Raw genomic sequence first — 24,673 nt, forward strand, 5'->3', positions numbered from 1 at the left:
GGTGACCCTGAAGTGCAAGCAAGCTATCGACCTACAGTTGCCGAGATAAATCTGGATGATCTGCGTGCCAATTATGAGGCTTTCCGAGCGGCGCTGCCGGCGGAGACCAAATTCATGGGATGCGTCAAAGGAAATGCGTATGGCCATGGAGCAGTGGAAGTGACCCGGGAGCTTGAACGGCTGGGAGCGGATTATGTTAGTGTAGCTTTTTTGGATGAGGCATTGGAGCTGCGTCAGGCGGGAATACTACTTCCTATTCTGGTGCTGGGCTACACCTCTCCAGAAGGGATAGCCGCTGCCTGGAAGAACAATATAACCGTGACACTATTCACACCGGAGGTGCTGGAGGCGGTAAGGCAGCTTCCTGTAGATCCGGAGCACCGGCTGAAGGTGCACATCAAGATTGACAGCGGGATGGGACGGCTGGGGCTTTTGCCGGCTGACGCGCCCGGTTTCATCGCTGAAGTGCATTCTGTAGCGCAGGCGGAGCTGGAGGGTATGTTTACCCATTTTGCCAAGGCAGACGAAGAAGACAAAAGCTATACACTGTTGCAGTACCGGCGATTCATGAGCGTGGCGGAAACGCTTCGGGACAACGACATTCATATCCCGATCATACATACGGGCAATAGCGCTACGGCCATTGATACACCTCTCCTATCCATTAACATGGTGCGTGTAGGCATAAGCTTGTACGGATTTTATCCCTCAGCAGAGGTAAACCACGGGCTCGTTGCTTTACACCCGGTAATGACGCTGAAGACGCAGGCGGTATATATCAAAACCCTGCCGCCCGATTGGGGCATCAGCTACGGCACCCGGTACTTCACGGACAGCGAAGAAGTCATTGCGACGCTTCCTGTGGGGTACGCAGACGGATATTCCCGCATGCTGACAGGCAAAGCGGAGGTGCTAATACGCGGACGTCGCGTTCCTGTCGTCGGAACAATCTGCATGGACCAGTGTATGGTAACGCTCAAATCTTTCGCTGAAGAAGCGGAACAAATCAAAGCTGGCGAAGAGGTTGTACTCATCGGCCGCCAGGGCGATGCGCTAATTACGGCGGATGAACTGGCGCTCCATTTAGGGACAATTCACTACGAGGTAATCTGTATGCTGGCCCACCGGGTGCCCCGCGTGTATGTACGCGAAGGTGCTGCTCCTAACCTGGTGAACCCCTTGCTGCAGCCTTAATTGTGTGACCAGGTGCCTTATGCAGGAGAGTAATACAAGGATTAAACGTGTAGGCGAGTGTGACTTATGGTCTATACGAACCGCCATTTCTAGTTTATAATGGGATGCAGCATACTTGATATACTGGCGGCATATATTCCTTGTATAAAATTCCTTGTATATTGTAACACTGGAACACAAGGGCAGAAGGTTTGTGGGGGTGGAAGAGAAGTTGGCCAATTTGCAGAACACCAAAAGAATTATGATCAGTTTGCCCGATCATCTCTTGCAGGAAGTGGATGGTATCGCTCAATTGGAGAACTCTAACCGGAGTGAATTGATCAGGCAGGCTATGAAGCTGTATTTAACGGAACGGAAGAAACGCACGATCCGGGAGTCGATGCAGCGGGGCTACATGGAAATGGCTAAGATCAATTTGACAATGGCAAGCGAGGCCTTTCTCGCTGAGGAAGATGCAGACAGTACTCTTGGCCGCTTAGTAAGCGGGGTGTAGATATTGATCGTTAAACGCGGCGACGTTTTTTTTGCCGACCTTTCGCCGGTAGTAGGTTCTGAACAAGGCGGAGTAAGGCCGGTACTGGTCATACAGAACGATATTGGCAACCGATTCAGCCCGACGGTCATTGTGGCGGCGATTACCGCCCAGATCCAGAAGGCCAAACTGCCGACGCATGTGGAAATTGATGCGGCTGCTCATGGCTTTGACCGGGATTCCGTCATTTTGCTGGAGCAGGTCCGGACGATTGACAAACAACGCTTAACGGATAAGATCACCCATCTTGATGATGAAACAATGAAAAAGGTGGATGATTCGCTGCAAATCAGCCTGGGCCTGATCGATTTCTGACCGGACTAGGAATTAATATGTGTAATGAAGACGCACTGCTTAGGCAGTGCGTCTTTTTAGAATCGTATAGCTAAACTGATATACTGCGAACAACAAAAACCACTGAGTTCACTCAGTGGTTTTTGTTGTGTCTGGAACATCTGTTGGAGGATCCATCATCATGCCAGACCCGTTATGTTATATTTTTCCGGCTGCTCCGGAACTGGCTCGGCGTCTCGCTCATGACTTCCCGGAATTTTTTGTGAAAGAAGGACAGACTTGAATATCCGACTTCCTCGGCAATGTCCGCAATGGGAAGATCGGAGTTGATCAGGAATACAGCCGCCTTATTCAGCCGCTGCAGCTGCAGCAGATCCTTGAACGAATGTCCTGTTGACCGCTTCAGGAGCGCGGAAAGGGAGTTTGGGTGAAAACTGAAGTGCTCTGCCATATCAGCCAGCGTAGCATCCCGGTAATGATCTTCAATGTACTTGAGAAAATCCACGATGGACGCATCCTCACCCTCCCGGATGGAGTAAAGGACCCCAGAACCCTCTGTATGGCGGATGAGCTCGGTGAAAAGAATGATCAGGTAGGAGTTAATAATGTCGGATGAACACAGCCCCCGGTCAAAATACTCGCACATCAGCTGCTCCATAATTTGATTGGACTTCTGGACACCTTGCAGCGGAAAGTGAAGAAAACGGCTTGTCCGCCGCTTATTCGTCAAGGAGCTGATCAGGAACTGGGAGATGATACTTTTGGTGGTAAAGCGGTTCAGGATACCGATGGAAAGATAGTCGTGCCGCAGCTTGATATCGATAACAATGTCATCCGGATTCAGCTTTAAGAGCGTGTGCGGAGTCATTTTGTCAATCAGCACAATTCCGCCTTGGGCCAGTGCGATCTCCAGCTCGTTGACGAGCACTGTGCATTTCCCTCTATATACATACACCATCTCGATATACGGGTGCACATGCATCGGAACCTGCAGATTCTTGACATGCCGCGAGATCACCAGCTGATCTTCAATCGGATTGTTAGTACGGTCAAAGATCATATCGAAAAGATAGACCCGGTGGCCGCCGATTTGAACGGTCTTCGGCTGATAGAAGGCTTCAAGATCATTCCAATTGGGTGCTTCCTGGGGGTGGTTTCGCAAATATGCAAGCAGATCGACGGTTTCCATGGTGTTCCTTTCTCGGGTGCAGCCTTAATGTTATTTCGCTCTAGTATCTCCGATACTTTTCATTATAATCAGCAGACCCGAATGCAGCAATTATCGGCTGCAACGTATTCGATTCGAGCATAAAACGCTTTCATTCCGGCCTTATCGTTCTTTGGGCTCATTGCTAAGATAAGAGTGTCCCCTCTAGTCGGGACTCACATTTAGATACTACACAGATCATTTAGAGTTAGGAGCGTTTACTATGAAATATTTATTTCCGAAGGATTTTATTTGGGGCTCTGCTACTGCAGCCTACCAAGTTGAGGGCAACAATACCGGCAGTGACTTCTGGGCGGAGGAACAAGCGGAGGGATCTCCCTATGCGGATAAATCCGGCGATGCTATTGATCATTACCGCCTGTACCGTGAAGATATTGCCTTAATGGCGAGTCTTGGGCTTAAAGCTTACCGTTTCTCCATTGAATGGGCAAGAGTAGAGCCGGCGCCCGGGCAATATTCCCGCTCAGCGATTGAACATTACCGGGATATGTTGAACGCCTGCTATGAGTACGGTCTGATGCCGGTTGTTGCGATGCACCATTTCTCCTCGCCCCAATGGCTGATGCGTATAGGAGGCTGGGCCAGCCCGAGTGTCCCGGAGCGTTTCTCTAAGTATTGTGAGGTTGTATTTCAGGAACTCGGCAGCCTGATTCCTTATGTTCTGACTTTTAATGAAATTAATCTTCCGGTTATGCTCCGCGATGTCTTCATGAACAATGGTCTTGTTCCTCCGGTCGGGATTGACAGCGCTTCCTGGAGGGCACCTCAATGGAGGGAGTCCGCTGCCAGGCTGTGCGGAACGACCGTGGACAATTATGTAACGTTCCATATGATTTCAGACGAAGCCAAGATCGCTTTACTAAAGGAAGCGCACATCCAGGCAAGAGAGGCGATTAAACGGGTCAGTCCGCAGACCCGAGTCGGATTATCGATGGCTTTATCTGATGTTCAGTCCGTGCCCGGGGGCGAGAACATCGCTGAAGAAAGATGGCAGCTTTATTTCCGGAAGTATCTGTCCATGCTGGAAGGTGATGACTTTTTCGGGCTGCAGAACTATACGCGAGAAGTTTACGGACAAGAAGGTTTGGTCAGACCCGCACCCGGTGCGGAGTTAACGCAAATGAAATATGAGTATTATCCGGAGGCACTGGCTAATGTGATCCGCAAAGTGGCGAAGGATTTGTCCATCCCGATCCTGATCACGGAACATGGTATCGGCACAGATGACGATGTGCGGCGGGTCAATTTTATCCGCACTGCACTTGCAGGCCTTCATTCTTGTATCAGAGACGGAATTGCTGTCACGGGCTACCTGCACTGGACGACCTTTGACAACTTCGAATGGAATGCGGGATACTCCATGACATTCGGTCTGATTGCAGTGGACCGCTCCACACAGGAACGCCATCCCAAAGAGAGTGCACATTATCTTGGCCGTATCGCACAAACCAATACGCTTGAGTAACACCGGGGTCCAGTTTTTTAACGAATGAGGAGGAATTACCCATGAGTAATTTGGCTGTAACGGAGATCGTCACGGAAGAAACCCCGGGCAAGCTATCGCTCAAAGAACGTCTGGGTTATGCCGTCGGCGATTTATCGACGAATATTATATGGACCGCAATCACGACATTCCTTACCTTCTTTTACACCGATATTGTCGGAATCTCGGCAGGAGTCGTTGGTACAATCTTTCTGTTAACTCGTTTCCTGGACGGCGTCGTAGACATAGGAATCGGTGTGCTGGTCGACCGGACCAACAGCAAGCACGGCAAAGCCCGTCCATGGATTAAGTGGATGGCAGTACCTTTCGGTCTATCGGTGATGGTGCTGTTTACGGCACCGGATCTCGGCAATACAGGATCAATTGTCTATGCAGCCGTTACTTATTTTATTGTTACGGTCATCTACTCTGCTATCAACATTCCATATGCTGCATTGAATTCTCTGATGACACAGGATTCCTACCAGCGCAGTCTGCTGAATATTACACGGATGACTCTGTCGCTGCTCGGCGGCGTAATGATAAGTATCATCACAATGCCTGTAGTGAACGCATTCGGAGGCGGGAAGTCCGGCTGGGCGTTAACATTCGGAATTATCGGGATTCTGTCACCGATCCTCTACTGGATTACCTATAGAACATCCAAAGAGCGTGTGAAGCCCGTTGTTGTCAAAAAGGCTATTCCCTTGCGTAAAGGATTGAGGGCGCTGGGCCGTAATAAATATTGGCTCATCGTCCTCGTGTTCAACGTGTTTCTGTTTCTGAGTACTGGAGTCAGTTCGGCACTCAATATATACTACGCTCAATATATTTTGCATAATCCCGCTCTGGTAGGCTCTCTTTCTTTGGCCGGCCTGGTACCCTTAATTATCGGTATTGTGCTCTCTGCCCCGCTTATTAAAAGGATTGGCAAACGGAATACGATTCTGGCGGGGGCTATATTGTCGGCAGTGGGTTCAGTGATAGTCTTTATCGACCCTACAAATTTCATGCTTATTATGGTCAGTACGGTGATTAAGACTTTGGGTGTAGCCCCCGCGGTTGCCACCGGATCAGCCCTTTTGGCAGACACCGTAGAATATGGGGAGTGGAAGACAGGCGCGCGCACAGAAGGCCTTATTTTTAGCGGAGCCTCTCTTGCACCCAAAATCGGCAGCGGCATTGGAGGTGCGATGGTCGGATGGGTACTGTCGGCCGGTGGATATGTGGGCGGGATGGAGACTCAGCCGGATTCGGCGATTTCAGCAATCAAAGTGCTGTATATTGTCGTTCCGCTGATCCTGGTTATCCTCCAGATCATATTAATGTTCTTTTATAGTCTGGAGAAAAAACTGCCGGCCATCATTAAGGAGCTGGACCAGATCGCCGGTAAGGAAAATTAGTAGTCCAAAATAGTGAAAGGAACAGAGCAAACCATAGAAACGCACGGGGCTTAGGATTGTACATCCACCCGTGCGTTATTTCTTTTTTTGATCCATGCGGAAAAGGGGAGGAAGGATCTGCTAAGTGCTGTCGGTTTGTGAAATGCGGAGGTATCATGCTACAATTAGACCGGATGGTCGGTTTAGAGGGGGTTATCAGGATAAAAGGACGCTCGGATGGAGAAGAAACGAAGAAACGGATTGTGCAGCAGGCTGCGCAGCTGTTTGTGCAGAAGGGGTATGCAGCTGTAACCATGAATGAGGTCTGTACAGCGGCTAAGGTAAGCAAAGGGAGCCTGTATCACCATTTTCCCAGCAAGGATGAGCTATTTCTGTATGTGGTTGAAGACGATACCGAGCAGTGGCTTTCGGAGTGGGAAAACATTCAAAGCAGACTCAGCGGTGTAGAAGAGCGCCTTTATGCGCTCGGTGAGCATTACGCGAATGATTTTCAGAATCCGCTAATCCGCGGACTTGAGGAATATGCAAGATCCCGTACCCACTCGGATGAAATTTATGAGCGGCTCACACGGCTGTATGAATCCGGTGCATCGGCCTGCCGCAATCTGCTCAAGGAAGGCATGGATTCGGGCTACCTGATCCGGAGGGACCTGGATCATTATGTTGTGATCGTCAGCGGGATGCTGGAGGGGATTGGCAGAGTCAGCGAGATTACGGCACCCTCGGAGGGGCCAGAGGAGATTATGAAGTACTACCGGGATGCCATCAGCCTGCTGCTGCAGGGAATGCGTGCCAGATAGGCATTGAGAAGCTTACTGCTAAGCAGGCCGGGTAACGGCAGTAAGGCAGCCTTTGAAGTAAGGGCATTTCATGTCAATAATTAGACCGGATGGTCGGTCTTTTGTTTTGCTGCGGGAGATTTTTTTGAAGCTATAGGAATGGCTTCTGACGGATAAGCGGATATTGAACAAGGGAGCATCTATATAGATTAAATTTGATAAGATATCTGAAGCTATATTGAGATTATTTTTAACAACTGAATGTGTTATTACGGAGGGAATACAATGTCACTACTGTTAAGAAACCGCGGCGCGATGCTGATGCTGATGATTAGTATATTTTTGACCTTTACCGGGATTGGCCTGGTTGTTCCGATTCTGCCTACTTACATGAATGAGCTGCATATCGGGGGTAGTGTTGTCGGGATGCTGGTGGCTGCATTTTCGCTGACCCAGCTGATCGTCTCACCGCTTGCCGGCAGGCTGTCTGACCGGATGGGCCGCAAAAGAATTATTGTCCTGGGACTGATTGTTTTTGCGTTCTCCGAGCTGGCCTTTGGGGTAGCCCATCAGCCGTGGATGCTGTTCGTGGCCCGGATGCTCGGCGGCATCGGAGCGGCGATGATTATGCCTGCAGTTATGGCGTATGTGGCGGATACCACTTCCATGGATGAACGGGCCAAGGGTATGGGACTGATCAACGCGGCCATAACTACTGGGTTTATTATCGGACCGGGAATCGGCGGCTATCTGGCCGAGTTCGGCATCCGGGTGCCGTTCTTCGCGGCTGCCGTAGCGGCGGCGTTTGTAGCTATCATCACGTTTATTTTACTGCCGGAGTCACGTGCTGCTGCGGTTCATGACCCTGCTTCTGCACAGCAAAAGAATGAGAGTCTTGCAGCCCAACTGCTGCGTTCTTACCGTGAGCCGTATTTTATCGGACTGATTATTGTGTTCGTCATGTCCTTCGGCCTAGCGAATTATGAAACGGTGTTTGGACTGTTCGTCGATCATAAATTCGGCTTCACCCCTAAGGATATCGCATTTGTACTGACCTTTGGCTCGATTGCCGGTGCTGTGGTTCAGCTGACTGTCTTTAGCTGGATTCTGAACCGTTTTGGTGAAAACCGGGTGATCTCCGTCTGCCTGCTGGCTTCGGGTGTATTCATTCTGCTGACCCTGTTTGTCCATGGGTATTTTGCAATCATGGCCGTGACATTCATCGTGTTCCTGGCCATGGACATTCTGCGTCCGGCTGTCGGCACACAGCTGTCCAAAATGGCCGGTGAGTCGCAGCAGGGCTTTGTGATGGGCATGAACTCTGCCTATACGAGTCTAGGCAACATTGCCGGTCCGATTGTTGCTGGAATCCTGTTCGATCTGGACATTAATTTTCCGTACGGTGCAGCTGCGCTTGTGCTGGTTCTGTGCTTCCTGATGTCGCTTGGCACCGGTAAGCGGATGGCCCGGCGCAGTCTGCAGGCGAAATAACCTTTTGGCCGGGTGGTGTGGTAATGCAGTATCCGGCTAACTTTGGTACAGCGGCAATCTGTGATACTATTTTATATAGAGAATTTATGATACTAGCACGTTAACGGAAAGAGGGATACTATTGGCAGCAGAGAATACGAATGCCGGTAATCTGCAGGAGGATGCGGCTATCCGGCAGGAACAGGAACTGATACTCGCGGCAATTGCCAAGGAGCTGGGAATCAGCCTGAGGCAGGTGCGGACGACGGTAGGGCTTTTGGATGAAGGGAACACGATTCCGTTTATTGCGCGGTACCGCAAAGAAATGACCGGTGAGCTGGATGAAAATGCGCTGCGCGATATCGAGGAACGTCTGGGCTACTTACGCAATCTGGGTGACCGCAAGAAGGATGTCATCCGCAGCATTGAGGAGCAGGGCAAGCTGACCCCGGAGCTGCATCAGCAGATTATGAAAGCGGTCAAGCTGCAGGAAGTAGAGGATCTGTATCGTCCGTTCAAGCAGAAGCGTAAGACAAGAGCGAGTGTGGCTAAGGAGAAAGGGCTGGAGCCGCTGGCTGATTGGGTGATGGAGCAGCGCCGGCAGGGTTCTCCGCTCGAAGAGGCCGCTAAATATATAGATGCTGACAAAGGTGTGGAGAGTGCCGAGCTGTCACTGCAGGGTGCGATGGATATTATCGCCGAGAACATTGCTGATGATCCGGCCATCCGCGCGTGGGTCCGCCAGTATACAGCCAGCCAGGGGATTCTGGTCTCCGAGGCTAAGGATGCTGCGCAGGAGAGTGTATATGAGAACTACTATAGTTACCGCGAACCGGTACATAAAATGCCGCCGCACCGTATTCTCGCGATTAACCGCGGAGAACGGGAGGGTGTGCTGAAGGTCGGCATTGAGGTAGTCCCGGACAAGATTCATGCCTTCATCACGCGCAAGCTGATCAAAGGGCCGTCTCCGGTCAAGGAGCTGCTGGAAGCCGTAACGGAGGATTCCTATAAGCGGCTGATCGCACCGTCCGTTGAGCGTGAGGTGCGCGGGGAAATGACCGAGAAGGGGGAAACGCAGGCGATTTCGATCTTCTCCGGCAATCTGCGCAGCCTGCTGCTCCAGCCGCCGGTCAGGGGCCGCAACGTGCTCGGCGTGGACCCGGCTTACCGCACCGGCTGCAAGCTTGCTGTGGTGGACGACACCGGCAAGCTGCTGGAGGTGGCGGTCACGTATCCGACGCCGCCGAACAATAAGAAGAAGGAGGCGGCGGCCAAGTTCAAGGAGCTGATTGCCAAATACGGCATCCAGCTGATCGTTATCGGCAACGGCACCGGCTCGCGGGAGACGGAGCAGTTCACCGCCGAGGTCATCGCCGAGATCGGTGATCCGGAACTGGCGTACCTGATCGTTAACGAAGCGGGCGCCAGCGTCTATTCCGCCTCCAAGCTCGCGGCGGAGGAATTCCCGGATCTGGATGTGGCCGAGCGCAGCGCCGCATCGATTGCCCGCCGCGTGCAGGACCCGCTGGCGGAGCTGGTGAAGATCGACCCGAAGGCGATCGGGGTCGGGCAGTACCAGCATGACGTCTCCCAGAAGCATCTGGAGGAGAGTCTTAAGGCTGTCGTAGAATCAGCCGTTAACCATGTCGGCGTCGATGTGAACACGGCTTCGCCGTCTCTGCTCTCTTATGTAGCGGGAGTCAACGCCACCATCGCCAAGAATATCGTGAAGTTCCGCGAGGAGAACGGCAAGTTCACGACCCGTAAGCAGCTGCAGAAGGTGCCGCGCCTCGGCGCGAAATCCTACGAGCAGTGCATCGGCTTCCTGCGTATCCCCGGAGGGGATAACACGCTGGACCGGACGCCGATCCATCCGGAGTCCTATCCGGTGGTGGACCGGCTGTTCCGCGAGCTGGGGCTGGACGTTGCGAAGCTCGGCAGCAAGGAGGTCGCGGCACAGCTCGAAGCGCAGGATGCCGCCGAGCTGGCTGTGAAGCTGGATGTCGGCGTGCCCACACTGCGCGACATCCTGGAGAGCCTGCAGCGTCCGGGCCGCGATCCGCGCGAGGAGCTGCCGCTGCCGATCTTCCGCACCGATGTGCTGAAGATCGAGGATCTGGTTCCCGGCATGGAGATGCAGGGAACCGTCCGCAACGTAATCGATTTCGGCGCCTTCGTCGACATCGGCATCAAGAACGACGGGCTGGTGCATATTTCCCAGCTCAGCGGCAGCTTCGTCAAGCATCCGATGGACGTTGTCTCCGTTGGAGACAATGTTACCGTCTGGGTGCTTGGCGTGGACCTCAAGAAAGGCCGGGTCAGCCTGACCATGCGCCAGCCGCGAGAGGTTGCCGGAAGCGTGAAATAGCTGGAACTGCGCTTGGACAAATGTTTAAGTGTGAAGAAGATTGAACAGCCTGAGATAGGCTGAGACAGAGGATGTTCCATTGACCGGTAACGGCATTTGGGGACATCCTTTTGTTGTTCCGGCATATCACACTGTTAAATAATTGATCTTGAAGGATAGCGGGCCGTTTGGTTTTCCTTACAGAAGGGTAAGATTAGACAAACAACCCTAAGGAGAAAGGAAGTAAATCTTATGCTATGGGGATTAATCGGACTGGTAATTGTAGCATGGCTGTTAGGCTTTATCTTTGATGTTATGGGCGGTCTTATTCATATTCTGCTCATTGTCGCGCTGGTGCTGTTTGTAGTCAACCTGTTCCGGGGCCGTTCCCGGAATTAGCTGGTAACTAACAGAATATAAGTTATAGCGGGCTTAACCCGTCAAGAACTACAGTCTCTTGCAAACAGAGGCTGTAGTTCTTTTTTACATCAGAAGGAACAGCAGCATCAATTATTGTAGTTTTTACTCAAAAGCATACGAAATCTGCTTCCGGGCAGCCTGTTATTATGGCATTCAGGCGCCTTTTTTTGTTGGTCAACTGCACAATTCATTTCGTCCGTTCATCAATATTTTTTCCGGTCTCCAGCCATTATACTGAAAGCGTGTTCAACAAGAGTTGTAGGGGGATAACGATGGAAGGTTTAACAATTGGTTGGTATGGAGCATTGGCGGGGCTGGCAATTGCCATTATTCTGATACTAAGAAAGCTGAATCCTGTTTACGCGCTGTTTCTGGGGGCGATTGCCGGGGCATTGATCGGCGGTGCCAATCTGGAGCAGACTGTAAGCGTTCTTGTGAGCGGTACGCAGAGTGTAACCGGCACGGTTCTGCGTGTACTCGCCGCCGGTGTGCTGGCCGGGGTGATGATGGAATCGGGGGCTGCTGAGACTATCGCCCAGGCGATCGTAAAAAAATTCGGCGGCAGCAAAGCCATTCTGGCCCTGGCTCTGGCGACGATGATTATTACCGCAGTAGGTGTCTTCATTCCTGTAGCGGTGTTGATAGTAGCTCCAATTGCACTGTCGGTAGGCAACAAAATGGGCATTTCCAAAACGGCCCTGCTGCTGGCGCTTTCGGGGGGAGGCAAGGCGGGAAACATTATTTCTCCCAATCCCAACACGATCGCCGCAGCCCGCGGATTCGATCTGGATCTCAGCCATGTGATGCTGGCCGGCCTGATTCCAGCGGTTTGCGGTCTGATTGTAACTGTAATTGTGGCTTCTCTGCTGAAGAAAAAAGGGATTATGGTCACCGATGAAGAGGCGCTGAACGGTCAAGTGGATACCTCCAAATATCCGCCGCTGCGCAAAGCTATTGTCGCACCGCTTGTTGCGGTCATTCTGCTGATGATTAACCCGATCGGCTCGCTTTCCGGAATCGAGGCGTTGTCTAAATTCAAGGTGGATGCGCTATATATCCTGCCGGTTGCCGGGATTATCGGGATGCTGGCTATGGGGCAAGGCAAGAAGATTCTGCAATACACTTCTTCCGGCCTCAATAAAATGACGGCAACCGTGCTGATCCTGCTCGGCGCCGGCGGCATTGCCGGTCTGATCTCCGCTTCGGACCTGTCCACCCAGGTGGTGCAGCTGATCCAGACTGCAGGCATCTCCGGCACCTTCCTGGCGCCGATTTCCGGGATTCTGATGGCGGCAGCTACCGCTTCAACATCAACGGGTGTTATTCTGGCTACCGGCTCCTTCGGGCAAGCCATTCTCGATATGGGTACAGCCCCGCTGGCGGCGGCCGTTATGGTCCATACCGGAGCCACTGTCATTGACTCGCTTCCGCAGGGGAATTACTTCCACGTGACGGCAGACAGTATGAAGATGACAATCAAGCAGCGCATGGGGCTGGTGCCGTATGAAGCGATTGTCGGCGGAACGATGGCAGTTGTGGCTACGATTATATACGGATTTATGCTGTAAACGTTTAAAATCAACCATGGGGTGAGGAAATGAGAGAGAAAACCTTTGTACTGGCACCGGACTCCTTCAAAGAGAGCATGAGCGCCAAGGAAGTCTGCGTTGCAATGGAAAAAGGGCTGCGGAAGGTTTATCCCGAAGCTGAATATATCCATGTTCCGATGGCGGATGGCGGGGAAGGGACGGTGCAGTCCCTTGTGGATGCATCCGGCGGGCAGATGTATTCGAAGGAAGTGACGGGACCGCTGGGTCAGCCGGTTACTGCACAGTATGGCATTATGGGCGACGGCCTGACAGCAGCCATTGAGATGGCATCGGCCAGCGGAATCCAGCTCGTAGACAAGGCGGACCGCAATCCGCTGATCACCACCACCTATGGCACTGGGGAACTGATCAAGGAATGTCTCGACCGGGGGATCCGCAGCATCATTATCGGAATCGGCGGCAGCGCGACGAATGACGGAGGCACAGGGATGGCTGAGGCGCTCGGGGCAAAATTCCTTGATGCCGCGGGAGACGGGCTTCCGCGCGGAGGCGGCAGTCTGGACCGGCTGGCCAGCATTGATATTTCGGCGCTTGATGAGCGGCTGCAGCAGGTTCAGCTGATTGTGGCCTGCGATGTGACGAATCCGCTGTGCGGCGAACGGGGCGCATCTGTTGTGTTCGGGCCGCAAAAAGGCGCTACGCCTGAGTGGGTCCGGCAGCTTGATGCCAACCTGGCCCATTATGCGGACGTTGTAAAAGAGCAGCTGGGCAAGGACGTCCGCGACCTGCCGGGAGCGGGAGCTGCCGGAGGACTTGGCGCGGGACTTATGATCTTTACACAGGCGGTTCTGCAGCGGGGGATCGAGATTGTGATCGAATATACCGGACTTAAGCAAAAGCTGGCGGCTGCCGATCTGGTATTCACCGGTGAGGGCGGTATTGACTTCCAGACCAAGTTCGGCAAAACACCTTACGGCGTTGCCTCCACCGCCAAAGCCAGCGGCAAAAAGGTCATTGCCCTGGCCGGCTACATCGGCGAAGGCATTGATACGCTGTATGCTGAAGGCATCGATGCGATCTTCGGCATCGTTCCCGGCGCTGGCGAGCTGGAGAAGCTGCTGAAGGACGGTCCGGCCAATGTCGAACGGACCTGTGAGAATATTGCCAGAGTGCTGAAACTGAGCGAATTAGCATAGTAACGGGCACGGGTAAAGAAGAGGCTGTCTCCCAAGTAGATTTATCTACGAGAGGGGCAGCCTCTTTTGGATAGGGTAAAGGATTACTTGTACAAGGCCAGCAAACCGTAGGTGAGCTCGAACAGCTGCAGCAGATTCCGCGGATCTTTGCCGGTCAGGCTCTCGATGCGCTTTAGCCGGTATTGCAGCGTGTTGCGGTGGATATTCAACGCCTCTGAGGTTTGTGCGACACTGCAGTTATGGTTAATGAAGCTCCGCAGCGTTTCCAGCAGGTCGGCTGTGTCCTCCAGCTTTACGAGGGTGCCCGCATGGCCGGTCAGGTTGGCGTGGCTCAGCTTCACCAGAAATTCATGCTCGGCAAAATGGATGACCTGCCCGGCGGGCTTCAGCGCCAGCAGGATGCCCATGGCGGATTTGGCCTGCCGGTAGCTTTCAGCAATATTGGCTTCCAGCTTGCCAGTGGCCAGGAGGGCCCGGGGCTGTCCTTGGAGAAGCTGTCCGATCAGCGGTGTGCAGTCCTGCTGATTCTGTACCAGGATCAGCCAGCTGTTCTCCTCCATCCGGAAGGAAGGATGCTTAAGCAGCAGCTTGGCTCGTGCTTCCAGCGGGTTGAAGTTTCGGAGCAGCAGCACGGTAGTTTTGAGCAGCAGGTCAAGCTGATAGGCGGCGGCTTCCTTACGCAATTTCTGCGTGTAGGCTCCCTGATGGGAGAGCAATAATTCCAGGAACGCCTTCTTACGGTTGGCTTCATTGGCGATATCCTCAAGGGAGTTTCTTTGTTCAATTAAAAGAGAAACAGTGGTTCTTACAATGTTACAGAAAGGCCGGACTTCATCGGGGTTGCCGGAAATGCCGATGACGCCGACCCGGGTATCGCCGATGACAATCGGTTCGTTGGTGCCTTTTCGCTCGTTACGTCCGTCACTCCAGACCTCGACCATTTGTCCCGTGGACAGCGCCTTGACTGCGCCTTGATGAACGGTGCCGACCCGCTCTTTGGTTCCGCTGCCGATGATAATGCCCTTCTCGTTCATAATGTTGATGTTATAGGGGATATCCGTCATCATTTTATCTACTATTTCCTGCGCCTGCTTTTCTGTGAGCTGAAACAATCAGGAAGTCCTCCTTAGCTTTGCCTGTTATGAGCCGTTAGATGGTTTGCGTATATCTTTTGTGCATCTGAACAAAATTATAAATGATCCCCGGTCATTATTGTACATTTTTTAGCAACCTTATCCAGATTTAACCGTCTATTGATTATAAGCCATAAAGATAAGGAGGGATTTCATGCACACTGCAAGATCATTAGGCAGAGTGGCGCTGACAGCAGCGATGCTGGTCCTTGCCGCCTGCAGCAATACTCCTGCAGCGGAACCGGATACTACGGCTACCCCCGCACAGACCGCACAGCCTCAGATTGAACCGACGTCCAGCCCTGCAGAAAGCACTCCGCCGGAGAGTCAGCCCCCGGCTACTTCGGCACCATCAGCTACGGCATCCACAGCACCGGCGGAACCTGTAGAACCTGAAGAGGGAATGCCTCCAACGGCGCTGGAATCGGCGAAGACGGTGATGAGGGCACTGGAAAACGGCAACATGAACACTCTGTCCGACTGGGTGTCACGCGATAAAGGCGTCCGGTTCTCACCGTATGCTTATGTAGATACCACCAAAGATCTGGTATTTACCCAGGAGGAAATAAAGGGCTTGATGAAGGACCCGACAAAGCGGGTGTGGAGAGAATTTGCCGGATCCGGCGACCTCATTCAGTTGACCTTTGCGGAGTATTTCAAGGAGTTTGTGTATGATGCAGACTTTATGAATAAGGCGGAGATTGCCTTGAATAAAGGTCTGGGCCAGGGGACAACGATAAACAACCTTAATGAAGTATATCCCGCAGACCGCTATGATTTTGTTGAATATCATATCAGCGGCCTAGATCCGAAATATGAGGGAATGGACTGGCGCAGCCTGCGGCTGGTCTTTGAGAAGATCGGGCAAGATCATGCGCTTGTGGGCATTGTACACGATCAATGGACACCGTAGGAATGGATCAACAGTAAAAAAAGAAGCGGCTGCACTCCCCTTTGGATAAGGGCTGGCAGCCGCTTTTTGCTGCATATGTGCAGGCCATAATGGTTCGGTGCAAAGCTATTTGAACACGCCACACAGAACAGGCCGTACCTGCCCTTGAATGAGGCAGATACGGCCTGTATATATTCCAGCTTTATTTCGAGCTGTTGGAGGCCGACGAGCGGGTGGCTTCGGTCAACGATTTAGCAACTGCTGTGTAGCCTTCCGGCAGGTAGGCCAAAGCCGATGCGCTGGAGATCACCTGCGGATACATTTTACCGGGTTCAGGCTTTGTAACTTTGAAGTAGATCACAGCCGTCTTATTTTTGCCGAACTCGATCCGTTCGATGGAGAGGCCGTAGCCCGGATTAGGCAGATTGCTGACGGTTACGGTAGCTTTATTAACGCCTTCGCCGGCTTTTTCAAGCTTCACGTCTGCTTCGTATTCATAGGCCGGAGCGGGAGTGCTGTCATCCGGAGTAATTACTTCTTTGGCGAATTTTGCTGCATCATAAATCCATACCGCCGCTTCACTGCGGGTGACCGGATCGGTCGGACGGAAGGTATTGTCTTTGCCTAAAGTGACAATATGCGTGTTGACCAGAATCTGCAGGCTGTTCATCTGCTCTGTAGTCAGCTTGTCGCCATCCGAAATGTTGGCATACATCATCGTTACCGGGAAATTGCCTTTGCTCTGAAGCGCCTGGGTCAGCAGGTGTGCGAACTGGGCACGAGTAATAGAGCTGTTAGGGTCAACCGTCCGGTCCAGGGATAAGCCGTTCTGCTTGGCCGTTATGAAGGCGGCTGCATACCAGGATTTATCTTTCACTTTGTCGAAGTAGTCGCTTGCTTTGGCCGAGCCGCTAGTCGGGGTCAGCTTCAGGCCGCTGACGATAAACTGGATACCTTGGGCAAAAGTTACTTTTGCCTTCGGCGCAAACATATCACTTGTCACCCCGTTAACAATCCCCTCACTGTGCAATGCATTGATTTTTGCTTCGGCGGCATTGCCCTTCATATCGGAAAAGGCAAAAGCCGATGTTCCCAAAGATACACTTGCTGCCAGGATCCCGCACGCTATCGTTAGTTTTTTAGCGTTCGTCTGGAAGGATAATTTCTTCATTGTGCCTCACCTCTTATACTCATAGATGGCCCAAAGCCGCAAAAGGTTGCAGGCCGCTATAAATTAATTGCAAATTTTAATGGTCATCCGTGCATATCCTCCAGATCTTCGCTCCTGTACGTATTATCGCCAATTTCGGAACCTGTCCATTCATTGAACAAAAGCGGGGTTTCGCAGTACACTTAGAAAATGGCAGCGCTATTATATACTTATTAAAGCTCATGACAGGAGAACCTAGATGAATCAGCAGCAACGGACAGAACGGATGAATATCGGGATTTTTGCCCATGTCGATGCCGGGAAAACGACTACGACGGAGCATATTTTATATGAGAGCGGACGCATCCGCGCCCTGGGCAGTGTGGACAGCGGAACAGCGGTGACGGATTCGATGGAGGTGGAGCGGCAGCGGGGAATCTCGGTGCGGGCGGCGCTGGCCTCCTTTACCTGGCAAGGCGTGGAGGTGAACCTGGTGGATACGCCGGGGCATGTCGATTTTCTGTCTGAGGTGGAGCGGAGCCTGCGGGTAATGGACTGCGCGGTGCTGATTCTGTCGGCGGTTGAAGGGGTGCAGGCGCAGAGCGAGATGATCTGGAATGCGCTGCGCAAGCTGGGGATTCCTACACTGATTTTCGTGAATAAAATGGACCGGACCGGCGCTGACCCGGAGGCTGTGCTGGCACAGGCGCGCACCTATCTGTCCGGGGACATTATTCCGGTGCAGCAGCCGCTCGGGAAGGAGCAGGGATACTCAGGTGCGGCGGATCTATGGGACGCACATTCGGATGCCGCTGCGCGGACTGAAATGCTGGAGGCGCTGGCGGAACGGGATGAGGCGCTGCTGGAACTCTACATGTCAGGCGGGGAGCCGGATCTGTCTAATTGGAAAAGAGAGATGCAGGCAGCTTCCGCCGCAGGGCGGTTGTTCCCGCTCGTGTACGGTGTGGCCGCCAAAGGTCTGGGTATAACGGAGCTGCTGGACGCGATGATCGACTACTTTCCCCGGGCAGGCGGCGATGCTTCACAGCCGTTGTCCGGCCTCGTGTACAATATTCAGCGCGACAAAAGCATGGGCCGTATGGCCTTCGTCCGCCTCTACCAAGGGACGATCCGCAACCGTGATACGGTAACGAACTACTCCCAGGAGGTTCAGGCCAAAGTCACGCAGATCCGCAAAGTGGAGGGCGGCCGTACGGAGGATGTCGGGTCACTTACAGCTGGCGATATTGCGGTGGTCTACGGCCTGTCCGGCGTACGGATCGGTGATGTGCTGGGCAGTCCGGACGCTATTCCGCAGGAGGCGAAGCTGGCTGTACCGCTGCTGACGGTGCGTGTCTTCTGGGGAGCGGACACCGATGACCACAAGGTGATTGGTGCGCTGCAGGAGCTGGCGGATGAAGATCCGCAGCTGGGTGCGGAGTGGCTGCCGGAGGAACGCGAGCTGCATATCAAGGTGATGGGGCCGATTCAGCTGGAGGTGCTGGACAGTGTGCTGGAGAGCCGCTATGGCCTGAAGGTCACCTTCGGCCCGCCGTCAGTGATCTATAAAGAAACGCCAAGTGGCACCGGCGAAGGGTATATCGCCTACCTGATGCCGAAGCCGTGCTGGGCAATTCTGCGCTTCCATATTGAACCGGGTCTGCCGGGTAGCGGCCTGGTGTATGAATCGGTAGTGCGTAGCTCCGATCTGCTGCCGCAGTACCAGAACGAGACCGCGCGCCGCGTACCGGAAGCGCTGCAGCAGGGACTCTGCGGCTGGGAGGTCACCGACCTCAAGGTGACGCTGGTGGAGGGGAACCACCATGTGTGGCATACCCATCCGCTGGATTTTGCCGTAGCCACGCCTATGGGCATCATGGACGGGCTGAACCGGATTGGCACCACGCTGCTGGAGCCCATCCTTGCCGTACGCATCGTTGTGCCGGAGGAGAACGCCGGCCGCGTGATGAACGACCTCGTGCAGATGCGCGGCAGCTTTGAGCCGCCCGTCCTGCAGGGGGAGCGGATGATCATCGAGGGCCGGCTGCCGCTGGCGACGTCGTTGGATTATCCGGTGACGCTCAGCTCCTATACGAAGGGGCGGAGCACCTTCACCTCCGCTTTCGCCGCCTACGAGCCATGCCCGCCGGATGTCCATGCCGAGCGCACCCGCCGGGGGGTGAACCCGCTCGATCAGGCGAAGTACATCCTGAGCGTGCGGAAGGCGCTGCAGGGGTAACCCGCCTGATCTGGCTTCCGGTCTCTAACTGTATTCTCTGCGGCTAAATCACAGAAAACGCAATGAATGTCTACGTGAAAATCCGCTAACAGGAAAAGGAGGCGTTGTCTTTGCGGCGACTGCTTACGCTGGCTTTCAATCTGTCTTTAAGTTTTGCGATACTATCCGGCTGCACTGCAATACAGCAGGAGAATTTGACCGAACAATTGCAGAAGACGGTTTCTTATCCGGAATCCACCCCCTTTGAAGCAACAGAAACAGCTCCATCCGCCCAGCCGGATCCGAAGTCTGATTATGCGATCTCGCTAAAGGGTACCCGGCTGTCTCTGCATGACAGCAATGACGAGGTGGATTTGCCAGCCCTGCTGGGCACCCCTCTGACAGAAAAAACGTATACACTACAGAATGCTGATACATTAACAGGTTCATTTATGCAGGAGTTAACGTTTCCGGGACTGGAAATGCAGCTCTTTTCGCCGAAGCAGGATGGCAAGTCCTTCTGGATCATGAATATGCGGATTACAGACGCCGCCTATGTTACTTCCAAGGGATTGCGTGTGGGGATGCTGTTTAAGGACTTGAAGACTGTATATCCTGATATTCAGCCTAACAACGGTAATGATGCTGATCCGGAAAATAGCACGTATGAGATTGGATCACAGGAAACCTATGACTACGCCCGTTTTGAAGTGAAGGAGGGGGTTATCCGAGAAATCTATCTCCACCATGATATTCCTTAAAAAGAGCACTTCCGGTGCGCCTCAGTTCAGGTGAAAGGCAGATTTCTCCGGCGGGATGAGAATAGTGTGGTTACAATAAGTTACAAATGTTTATTATCCAGTAAATAAACAATGTGATGGCTGAATAGACTACATTATTTGATGATAAGGAGTTTTGCAAATGGTCATCTGGGGAACGCTCATTTCAATTGTAACCGCTGTTATTTTGTCTGCGTTTATCGGCCCTTACGGGCTGCTGACGCTGCTCGCCGTAGGCTTTGGTTTCCTGTTCAGTATCCACTCCAGAATCCGGGATGTTCAGAATGATCTCCAGCAGATCAAGCAGAAGCTGGGTATAACGGACACCGTGGAGTCTGCGGTGAGCAATGAGGAGATTGAAGCGGAGCTGGAGCAGGAGATGGCAATGGAGAAATAGAAGGAGTAGGACAAGAAAAGTGTAGAAATACGAACAGCCCATTATGAAATGGTGGAACACGGGGACGGAGGCAGCAGAGTGCGTACGATTATATATTTTATCCGCCATGCGGAATCGCTTTATGCTGAAGGGCAGGAGCGGTCAAGAGGGTTGTCTGAACGGGGAATGGGGGATGCGCTCCGGGTCCGAACGATTTTGCAAAATGAATCTGTTGATGTGTTTGTCTCCAGCCCCTATGAGCGGGCGGTGCAGACGATTAAGCCGCTGGCGGATGCTATGTGCAAGGATATTATTATTGTAGAGGACCTGAGGGAAAGAACAATCGGGGATATAGGCGGACTGAGCTTTCCGGCGGCTAAGCAAAGGGTGTATCAGGACTTCCATCTGGCGTTTGCGGAGGGTGAATCCAGCGCTGCGGCCCGGACCAGAGGGGTGCAGGCGCTGGAGCGGCTGCTGGAGGAATATGCAGGCATGAACCTGGCGCTCGGAACCCACGGCGATATCATGACACTGATGCTGAACCATTTTGATCCGCAGCAGTATAATTACGAGTTTTGGAAGTCTGCTTCTATGCCGGATATTTATAAGACGGAGTTTGACGGTAAGCAGCTGTTGAGTGTGGTCAGAGCATGGGAACAACGGCCCTGATAATATACAAGATTTAAAAACCCTTGAATGAAAATTCAGGGGTTTGTTTAGGTGCGACCCTAAATAACAGCCTTTCTTCACTCCGTTACCTCCTCCCCCGCCTTCTTCCGCGCCCGGAACCGCCGTACTTTCATCAAATTCCCGCAGAGCTTATCATCACAATAGCGCTTCGAGCGGTTGCGGGTGTCGTCATAGTAGACCCAGAGGCAGTCGGGATTATCGCAGATGCGGATACGGGAAGTCTCTTTCTCTAATACGGCTTCAGCAAAAGAAGCCGCGATTTCGGCCATGATCTGTCCCCAATCGCTACGCTGCGGCAGGAGAGAGAGCTTAGGCGGCTTGTCCGGCTTCCGCATGATTTGCCGGATGGACGGCCCTTCGGCCATATATCTGTTCAGCTGGTCCAGCAGCGTCTGGTCTGGCTGAGCACCCTGCACGAGCTTCTGGACTTCCGCCCACAGCAAGCTGCGCAGCTCCTTGAGCTGTTGCAGTTCGAATGCAACAGGTGGCGCTGCCGCCGGCAGATCATGCTGCGCCAGCCACTCTGCCAGCCACTGCGGATCCTCAAGCCGGTCCTTGTCATGGCTCCGGTCGCCTGTCCGCCAATCCCGCCAGTAGCTGTTAATATAATCCTCCCACAGCACGGTTCATTCCTCCTTTCGTAATCATTCTATCCCTTGATTGTAACAGCTAAAACTCACCTTTACTAGTTACTTGAATCCTCTGCAGATATATGCTACATTTCTATTGTAACGATTATGACCGTATTTAAGTAGTTACACAACAAAAACTTGCAGGAGGTACGACATGCAGAATAAGATCAGTGATGTTTTGCTGCAGAACTGGGATTATGCCATGGATATCGAGGATTGGGCACCGCCGCTGAGCGCTGCGCTGGAGGGTGTGAATGCGGAGCAGGCCAGCTGGAAGCCGGGCGAAGCGGGCAATTCGATCTGGGAGACCGTCAACCATCTGACCTACTACAAGGAACGGCTGCTGATCAAGCTTAAAGGGCTGCCGAAGCTTCCTGATCTAGAGAGTAATGATGCTACTTTTACCGTAACGGAGCGTGGAGAAGAGGCCTGGGGGCAGGCCGTTGCCAAGCTGAAATCGGTCCATGCATCCTTGCGTGAAGTTATCGAAGCACTGGAAGAAGGCATTTATGACTGGGGCGGCTCGGGGCATGCTCCGGGCGAAGAAGTGATGAGCCTGATCCTGCATGACTGTTACCATACCGGACAGATTGTGCTGGTCCGCAAGCTGCAGGGCTCCTGGCCTTCGCACCGCAGCTTTAACTAAATAAATCACTGTTGCAATTATGCCGCACCTTTCACTGCCTAAGTCAATCCTGGCAGTACGGAGGTGCGGCTATTTTGTTTCAAGACGAAAAATCCGGGGTTAATGGATGCTATAACAGCTTGAATTTGAAGGGAGAGATTGATGATGGAACCGAATTACAAGGACAGAAGTGTTGAAGTGGAACGCACGGAGGTACACAAGAGATCGGATTCCAGCGTTGTCGCATCCACCTTTATCAAATATGCCGCGTATATTATTATCATTTTCGGAATTCTGTTCTTCCTGGTGAGATACGTCTTCCCGATGTTCTAATTCCCGGATGACTCTCCGGCCAATCAAAAAGCCACGCCTACCTCTGCGGTAGCCGCGGCTTTTGCTTTACATTCTTGGCTTTCGGATTCTTATACTTCCCTGTGAACGTAGTCACGGGATTCACCGGAATTGCGGTAAAAGAACCAGCATTCGTTCAGCATTTTGATCTGGCGCCGGTCTTTTTTGAAATAAGCCTTCATGAGCTGATGGCAGAGCCACTGCGGCAAGTGTACCCCTCCTCTAAGCATGCTTCCTATGTACAGATAGCATATGGGGAAAGGGGCCCAAAGGTGCGGCGGAGGTTAGCAAACCGGCAGATTCTGCTGTAAAAAAAGGCTAATGTACGCCCTCTTCTTCCTCTTCGTACCACTGCTCCAGCTGTGCCTGCAGCGCGCGGATCTCCGTCAGCAGCGAGATAAGCGGGTAATGGTTCTCCTGAATGGAGGCAAAAGCACTCTCCAGCCGGTTAATATATTCCAGTCCGGATTCCAGCCTGTACCCTTCACGCAGAAGCTCCAGGGAATCACATTCGGCAACCGCCAGCGGCAGGTCAGGCACATTCTCCGCGGTCAGCTTGTCGATCTCCTTATTGAGGCGAAGATTAAGCGCGCTCAATTGGTACGCATATTCCTCAGGCATTTCAACAAACTGCAGTTCCTGGTGCTGCTGCAAAATTACATACCGCATTTTCGGCATAACTCAGTCTCCCTCCGTACTTGTCTTCCTTCTTGACAGTTTAGCCTATGGGCAAGTTACAATTCAAGTAGAGAAGTTATTTTAAGTAGGAGAGGACTTGTGGGAGAACGCTATGACCAGTATGAGCATGAGCAATGAAGAGCTGCAGCAGTGGATTGAGCGGGTATCGCTCAGCAGCTTTGGCGTGCCGTTCCGGCACAGGGCCAGCTTTAACAGCAGACTTACGACGACGGGCGGCCGGTACTTTACCAAAAGCCATAATATAGAGATTAATCCGCAGCAGCTTGCCATGTATGGACATGAAGAGACCGAGAAGATTATTAAGCATGAGCTCTGCCACTATCATTTGCATTTGGCGAAGCGGGGATATATGCACCGGGATGCTGATTTCAAAAGCCTGCTGGCCAAGGTCGGCGGAAGCCGCTATTGCCAGAGCCTGCCCGGAGCCAAGGCGCGGAAGCCCCAGCCTTACAGATATAAGCTGGTATGCACCGCCTGTTCCACCGAATATCCGCGCAAGCGCCGGGCCGATCCGAAACGCTACCGCTGCGGTAACTGTGCGGGCAAGCTGAAGCTGGTCGCCCTGGAAGAAGGCAAAGGTCCGGTTACTTGATCACGAGGCCGAGCAGTCCGGCGAAGGAAGCCGCCTGATCCGCAGAAATGATGCAGCCCGGCAGATCCTCTATGTCCACCAGCAGTCCGGTGAATTCACAGCTGCTTAGGTCCGTATCCTTCAGCCTGACACCGGCCATGACAGCCTGATCAATCTTGCATTCCTCGAACGAGACCTTTTGGAAGATGCTTTGATAGTAATCCGCACTAACCAGTGAACTCTGCTCGAAGGAGATCAGCTTCAGATTCCCAAACCGGAAACTGGCAAAATCGCAGATCGACCCGATCACCCGGACGTTCTGGAACCGTGCTCTGGTGAAGTCTGTTCCGATCATTTTGCATTGTCTGAATTCTGTCCGGTGGACGAAGGCTTCGCTGAAATTTACGTTCGAGAGGTCGCAGTTCTCAAAGATCACATCCGTCAGCTCGATACCGCGGAGTGAGGAGTTGCTGATGATTACATTTTTGAAGAATACTTTATCGAAGGAGACCTTGTCCGCTTCCTGATATTCGAACTGTACATCGCTGATGAGGCAATTGCTATATTCCTCTTTGGTCTCTAGTAGATCTATCTGCTGCGGCGGCAAAAGAGCGGGGTCAGAGATTTTGGGAAGATCGATTTTGTCCTTCATGTAAAC

26 protein-coding genes are annotated in these 24,673 nt (G+C 52.7%); 19 read left to right on the forward strand and 7 right to left on the reverse strand.

What is annotated here, in order from left to right:
- The first annotated feature begins 12 nt into the window (after window positions 1-12).
- The 3 genes from alr to QU597_RS05555 all read left to right on the forward strand — a co-directional run bounded on the left by alr (window position 13) and on the right by QU597_RS05555 (window position 2,041).
- Window positions 13-1,194 carry an alanine racemase gene (gene alr / locus QU597_RS05545; RefSeq protein ID WP_310831736.1) on the forward strand — a complete coding sequence of 394 codons (1,182 nt, stop codon included), beginning with the start codon at window positions 13-15 and terminating at the stop codon, window positions 1,192-1,194.
- A 211-nt stretch (window positions 1,195-1,405) separates the two neighbouring features.
- Complete coding sequence (locus QU597_RS05550) at window positions 1,406-1,687, forward strand: CopG family ribbon-helix-helix protein (protein WP_054941953.1); 282 nt, start codon at window positions 1,406-1,408, stop codon at window positions 1,685-1,687.
- A gap of 3 nt (window positions 1,688-1,690) precedes the next feature.
- Complete coding sequence (locus QU597_RS05555; protein ID WP_042124727.1) at window positions 1,691-2,041, forward strand: type II toxin-antitoxin system PemK/MazF family toxin; 351 nt, start codon at window positions 1,691-1,693, stop codon at window positions 2,039-2,041.
- Window positions 2,042-2,213: 172 nt separating this feature from the next.
- Here the strand turns inward: QU597_RS05555 and QU597_RS05560 are convergent, their stop codons facing one another.
- Window positions 2,214-3,209, reverse strand: coding sequence for an AraC family transcriptional regulator (locus QU597_RS05560; protein ID WP_310831737.1), 996 nt, complete (start codon window positions 3,207-3,209; stop codon window positions 2,214-2,216).
- A gap of 241 nt (window positions 3,210-3,450) precedes the next feature.
- On the opposite strand from QU597_RS05560, the gene QU597_RS05565 reads away from it, so the two are divergent.
- The 8 genes from QU597_RS05565 to QU597_RS05600 all read left to right on the forward strand — a co-directional run bounded on the left by QU597_RS05565 (window position 3,451) and on the right by QU597_RS05600 (window position 13,899).
- Entirely contained in the window at window positions 3,451-4,713 is a 1,263-nt protein-coding gene (locus QU597_RS05565; RefSeq protein ID WP_310831738.1) for a glycoside hydrolase family 1 protein, read from the forward strand.
- 41 nt (window positions 4,714-4,754) lie between these two features.
- Window positions 4,755-6,134, forward strand: a complete 1,380-nt coding sequence (locus tag QU597_RS05570) for an MFS transporter (RefSeq protein ID WP_310831739.1) — start codon at window positions 4,755-4,757, stop codon at window positions 6,132-6,134.
- Window positions 6,135-6,289: 155 nt separating this feature from the next.
- On the forward strand, window positions 6,290-6,934 hold the full coding sequence (locus QU597_RS05575) for a TetR/AcrR family transcriptional regulator (protein WP_310831740.1): 645 nt from the start codon (window positions 6,290-6,292) through the stop codon (window positions 6,932-6,934).
- Between the two features lie 264 nt (window positions 6,935-7,198).
- Entirely contained in the window at window positions 7,199-8,404 is a 1,206-nt protein-coding gene (locus tag QU597_RS05580; protein ID WP_310831741.1) for an MFS transporter, read from the forward strand.
- Between the two features lie 151 nt (window positions 8,405-8,555).
- Window positions 8,556-10,754 carry a Tex family protein gene (locus QU597_RS05585; protein WP_370656254.1) on the forward strand — a complete coding sequence of 733 codons (2,199 nt, stop codon included), beginning with the start codon at window positions 8,556-8,558 and terminating at the stop codon, window positions 10,752-10,754.
- A gap of 231 nt (window positions 10,755-10,985) precedes the next feature.
- On the forward strand, window positions 10,986-11,132 hold the full coding sequence (locus QU597_RS05590) for a lmo0937 family membrane protein (RefSeq protein WP_108721960.1): 147 nt from the start codon (window positions 10,986-10,988) through the stop codon (window positions 11,130-11,132).
- Between the two features lie 167 nt (window positions 11,133-11,299).
- Window positions 11,300-12,721: a GntP family permease gene (locus QU597_RS05595; RefSeq protein ID WP_310831743.1), complete on the forward strand. Its 1,422-nt coding sequence runs from the start codon at window positions 11,300-11,302 to the stop codon at window positions 12,719-12,721.
- Window positions 12,722-12,750: 29 nt separating this feature from the next.
- A complete protein-coding gene (locus QU597_RS05600) occupies window positions 12,751-13,899 on the forward strand; it encodes a glycerate kinase family protein (protein WP_310831744.1) in 1,149 nt (382 codons plus the stop codon).
- A gap of 83 nt (window positions 13,900-13,982) precedes the next feature.
- Here QU597_RS05600 and QU597_RS05605 read toward each other — a convergent pair whose 3' ends face one another.
- Entirely contained in the window at window positions 13,983-15,011 is a 1,029-nt protein-coding gene (locus QU597_RS05605; RefSeq protein ID WP_310831745.1) for a CdaR family transcriptional regulator, read from the reverse strand.
- A 175-nt stretch (window positions 15,012-15,186) separates the two neighbouring features.
- On the opposite strand from QU597_RS05605, the gene QU597_RS05610 reads away from it, so the two are divergent.
- Window positions 15,187-15,945: a hypothetical protein gene (locus tag QU597_RS05610; protein ID WP_310831746.1), complete on the forward strand. Its 759-nt coding sequence runs from the start codon at window positions 15,187-15,189 to the stop codon at window positions 15,943-15,945.
- Window positions 15,946-16,126: 181 nt separating this feature from the next.
- Here QU597_RS05610 and QU597_RS05615 read toward each other — a convergent pair whose 3' ends face one another.
- Window positions 16,127-17,095 carry an S-layer homology domain-containing protein gene (locus QU597_RS05615; RefSeq protein WP_310831747.1) on the reverse strand — a complete coding sequence of 323 codons (969 nt, stop codon included), beginning with the start codon at window positions 17,093-17,095 and terminating at the stop codon, window positions 16,127-16,129.
- A gap of 238 nt (window positions 17,096-17,333) precedes the next feature.
- Here QU597_RS05615 and QU597_RS05620 point away from each other — a divergent pair, with 238 nt between their 5' ends.
- From QU597_RS05620 to QU597_RS05635, 4 genes are all read left to right on the forward strand, one after another.
- Window positions 17,334-19,313 (forward strand): GTP-binding protein, encoded by a 1,980-nt coding sequence (locus QU597_RS05620; RefSeq protein WP_310831748.1) that lies wholly within the window; start codon window positions 17,334-17,336, stop codon window positions 19,311-19,313.
- Between the two features lie 110 nt (window positions 19,314-19,423).
- A complete protein-coding gene (locus tag QU597_RS05625; RefSeq protein ID WP_310831750.1) occupies window positions 19,424-20,053 on the forward strand; it encodes a hypothetical protein in 630 nt (209 codons plus the stop codon).
- 160 nt (window positions 20,054-20,213) lie between these two features.
- Window positions 20,214-20,468 (forward strand): hypothetical protein, encoded by a 255-nt coding sequence (locus tag QU597_RS05630; RefSeq protein ID WP_310831751.1) that lies wholly within the window; start codon window positions 20,214-20,216, stop codon window positions 20,466-20,468.
- A gap of 78 nt (window positions 20,469-20,546) precedes the next feature.
- Window positions 20,547-21,116: a histidine phosphatase family protein gene (locus QU597_RS05635; protein WP_310831752.1), complete on the forward strand. Its 570-nt coding sequence runs from the start codon at window positions 20,547-20,549 to the stop codon at window positions 21,114-21,116.
- A gap of 77 nt (window positions 21,117-21,193) precedes the next feature.
- Here QU597_RS05635 and QU597_RS05640 read toward each other — a convergent pair whose 3' ends face one another.
- On the reverse strand, window positions 21,194-21,760 hold the full coding sequence (locus QU597_RS05640; RefSeq protein WP_310831753.1) for a CGNR zinc finger domain-containing protein: 567 nt from the start codon (window positions 21,758-21,760) through the stop codon (window positions 21,194-21,196).
- 163 nt (window positions 21,761-21,923) lie between these two features.
- Here QU597_RS05640 and QU597_RS05645 point away from each other — a divergent pair, with 163 nt between their 5' ends.
- On the forward strand, window positions 21,924-22,415 hold the full coding sequence (locus QU597_RS05645; RefSeq protein ID WP_310831754.1) for a DinB family protein: 492 nt from the start codon (window positions 21,924-21,926) through the stop codon (window positions 22,413-22,415).
- A gap of 141 nt (window positions 22,416-22,556) precedes the next feature.
- On the forward strand, window positions 22,557-22,727 hold the full coding sequence (locus QU597_RS05650; RefSeq protein ID WP_159067668.1) for a hypothetical protein: 171 nt from the start codon (window positions 22,557-22,559) through the stop codon (window positions 22,725-22,727).
- Window positions 22,728-22,816: 89 nt separating this feature from the next.
- On the opposite strand, the gene cmpA is transcribed toward QU597_RS05650, so the two are convergent.
- The gene (gene cmpA / locus QU597_RS05655) at window positions 22,817-22,954 is read right to left on the reverse strand and encodes a cortex morphogenetic protein CmpA (protein WP_108721961.1); all 138 of its coding nucleotides are present in this window, start codon (window positions 22,952-22,954) and stop codon (window positions 22,817-22,819) included.
- Between the two features lie 109 nt (window positions 22,955-23,063).
- Window positions 23,064-23,423, reverse strand: a complete 360-nt coding sequence (locus tag QU597_RS05660; protein ID WP_310831755.1) for a hydrolase/acyltransferase — start codon at window positions 23,421-23,423, stop codon at window positions 23,064-23,066.
- Window positions 23,424-23,535: 112 nt separating this feature from the next.
- Between QU597_RS05660 and QU597_RS05665 the strand changes: the two genes are divergently transcribed.
- A complete protein-coding gene (locus tag QU597_RS05665) occupies window positions 23,536-24,036 on the forward strand; it encodes a SprT family protein (RefSeq protein WP_310831756.1) in 501 nt (166 codons plus the stop codon).
- Here the strand turns inward: QU597_RS05665 and QU597_RS05670 are convergent.
- Complete coding sequence (locus QU597_RS05670; RefSeq protein WP_310831757.1) at window positions 24,029-24,667, reverse strand: pentapeptide repeat-containing protein; 639 nt, start codon at window positions 24,665-24,667, stop codon at window positions 24,029-24,031. The two genes, QU597_RS05665 and QU597_RS05670, sit on opposite strands and share 8 nt — an antisense overlap.
- Window positions 24,668-24,673 lie beyond the last annotated feature (6 nt).

Origin of the sequence: Paenibacillus pedocola (assembly GCF_031599675.1) — a bacterium.
GTDB classification, from domain to species: Bacteria; Bacillota; Bacilli; order Paenibacillales; family Paenibacillaceae; genus Paenibacillus_AQ; species Paenibacillus_AQ pedocola.

Excerpts from the sequence above, each read along its gene's own strand:
- QU597_RS05560 (WP_310831737.1), bottom strand. The coding sequence starts at position 3,209 with ATGGAAACCGTCGATCTGCTTGCATATTTGCGAAACCACCCCCAGGAA.
- QU597_RS05565 (WP_310831738.1), top strand. The coding sequence starts at position 3,451 with ATGAAATATTTATTTCCGAAGGATTTTATTTGGGGCTCTGCTACTGCA.
- QU597_RS05570 (WP_310831739.1), top strand. The coding sequence starts at position 4,755 with ATGAGTAATTTGGCTGTAACGGAGATCGTCACGGAAGAAACCCCGGGC.
- QU597_RS05575 (WP_310831740.1), top strand. The coding sequence starts at position 6,290 with ATGCTACAATTAGACCGGATGGTCGGTTTAGAGGGGGTTATCAGGATA.
- QU597_RS05580 (WP_310831741.1), top strand. The coding sequence starts at position 7,199 with ATGTCACTACTGTTAAGAAACCGCGGCGCGATGCTGATGCTGATGATT.
- QU597_RS05590 (WP_108721960.1), top strand. The coding sequence starts at position 10,986 with ATGCTATGGGGATTAATCGGACTGGTAATTGTAGCATGGCTGTTAGGC.
- QU597_RS05595 (WP_310831743.1), top strand. The coding sequence starts at position 11,300 with ATGGCATTCAGGCGCCTTTTTTTGTTGGTCAACTGCACAATTCATTTC.
- QU597_RS05600 (WP_310831744.1), top strand. The coding sequence starts at position 12,751 with ATGAGAGAGAAAACCTTTGTACTGGCACCGGACTCCTTCAAAGAGAGC.
- QU597_RS05610 (WP_310831746.1), top strand. The coding sequence starts at position 15,187 with ATGCACACTGCAAGATCATTAGGCAGAGTGGCGCTGACAGCAGCGATG.
- QU597_RS05615 (WP_310831747.1), bottom strand. The coding sequence starts at position 17,095 with ATGAAGAAATTATCCTTCCAGACGAACGCTAAAAAACTAACGATAGCG.
- QU597_RS05620 (WP_310831748.1), top strand. The coding sequence starts at position 17,334 with ATGAATCAGCAGCAACGGACAGAACGGATGAATATCGGGATTTTTGCC.
- QU597_RS05630 (WP_310831751.1), top strand. The coding sequence starts at position 20,214 with ATGGTCATCTGGGGAACGCTCATTTCAATTGTAACCGCTGTTATTTTG.
- QU597_RS05645 (WP_310831754.1), top strand. The coding sequence starts at position 21,924 with ATGCAGAATAAGATCAGTGATGTTTTGCTGCAGAACTGGGATTATGCC.
- QU597_RS05650 (WP_159067668.1), top strand. The coding sequence starts at position 22,557 with ATGATGGAACCGAATTACAAGGACAGAAGTGTTGAAGTGGAACGCACG.
- QU597_RS05660 (WP_310831755.1), bottom strand. The coding sequence starts at position 23,423 with ATGCCGAAAATGCGGTATGTAATTTTGCAGCAGCACCAGGAACTGCAG.
- QU597_RS05665 (WP_310831756.1), top strand. The coding sequence starts at position 23,536 with ATGACCAGTATGAGCATGAGCAATGAAGAGCTGCAGCAGTGGATTGAG.
- QU597_RS05670 (WP_310831757.1), bottom strand. The coding sequence starts at position 24,667 with ATGAAGGACAAAATCGATCTTCCCAAAATCTCTGACCCCGCTCTTTTG.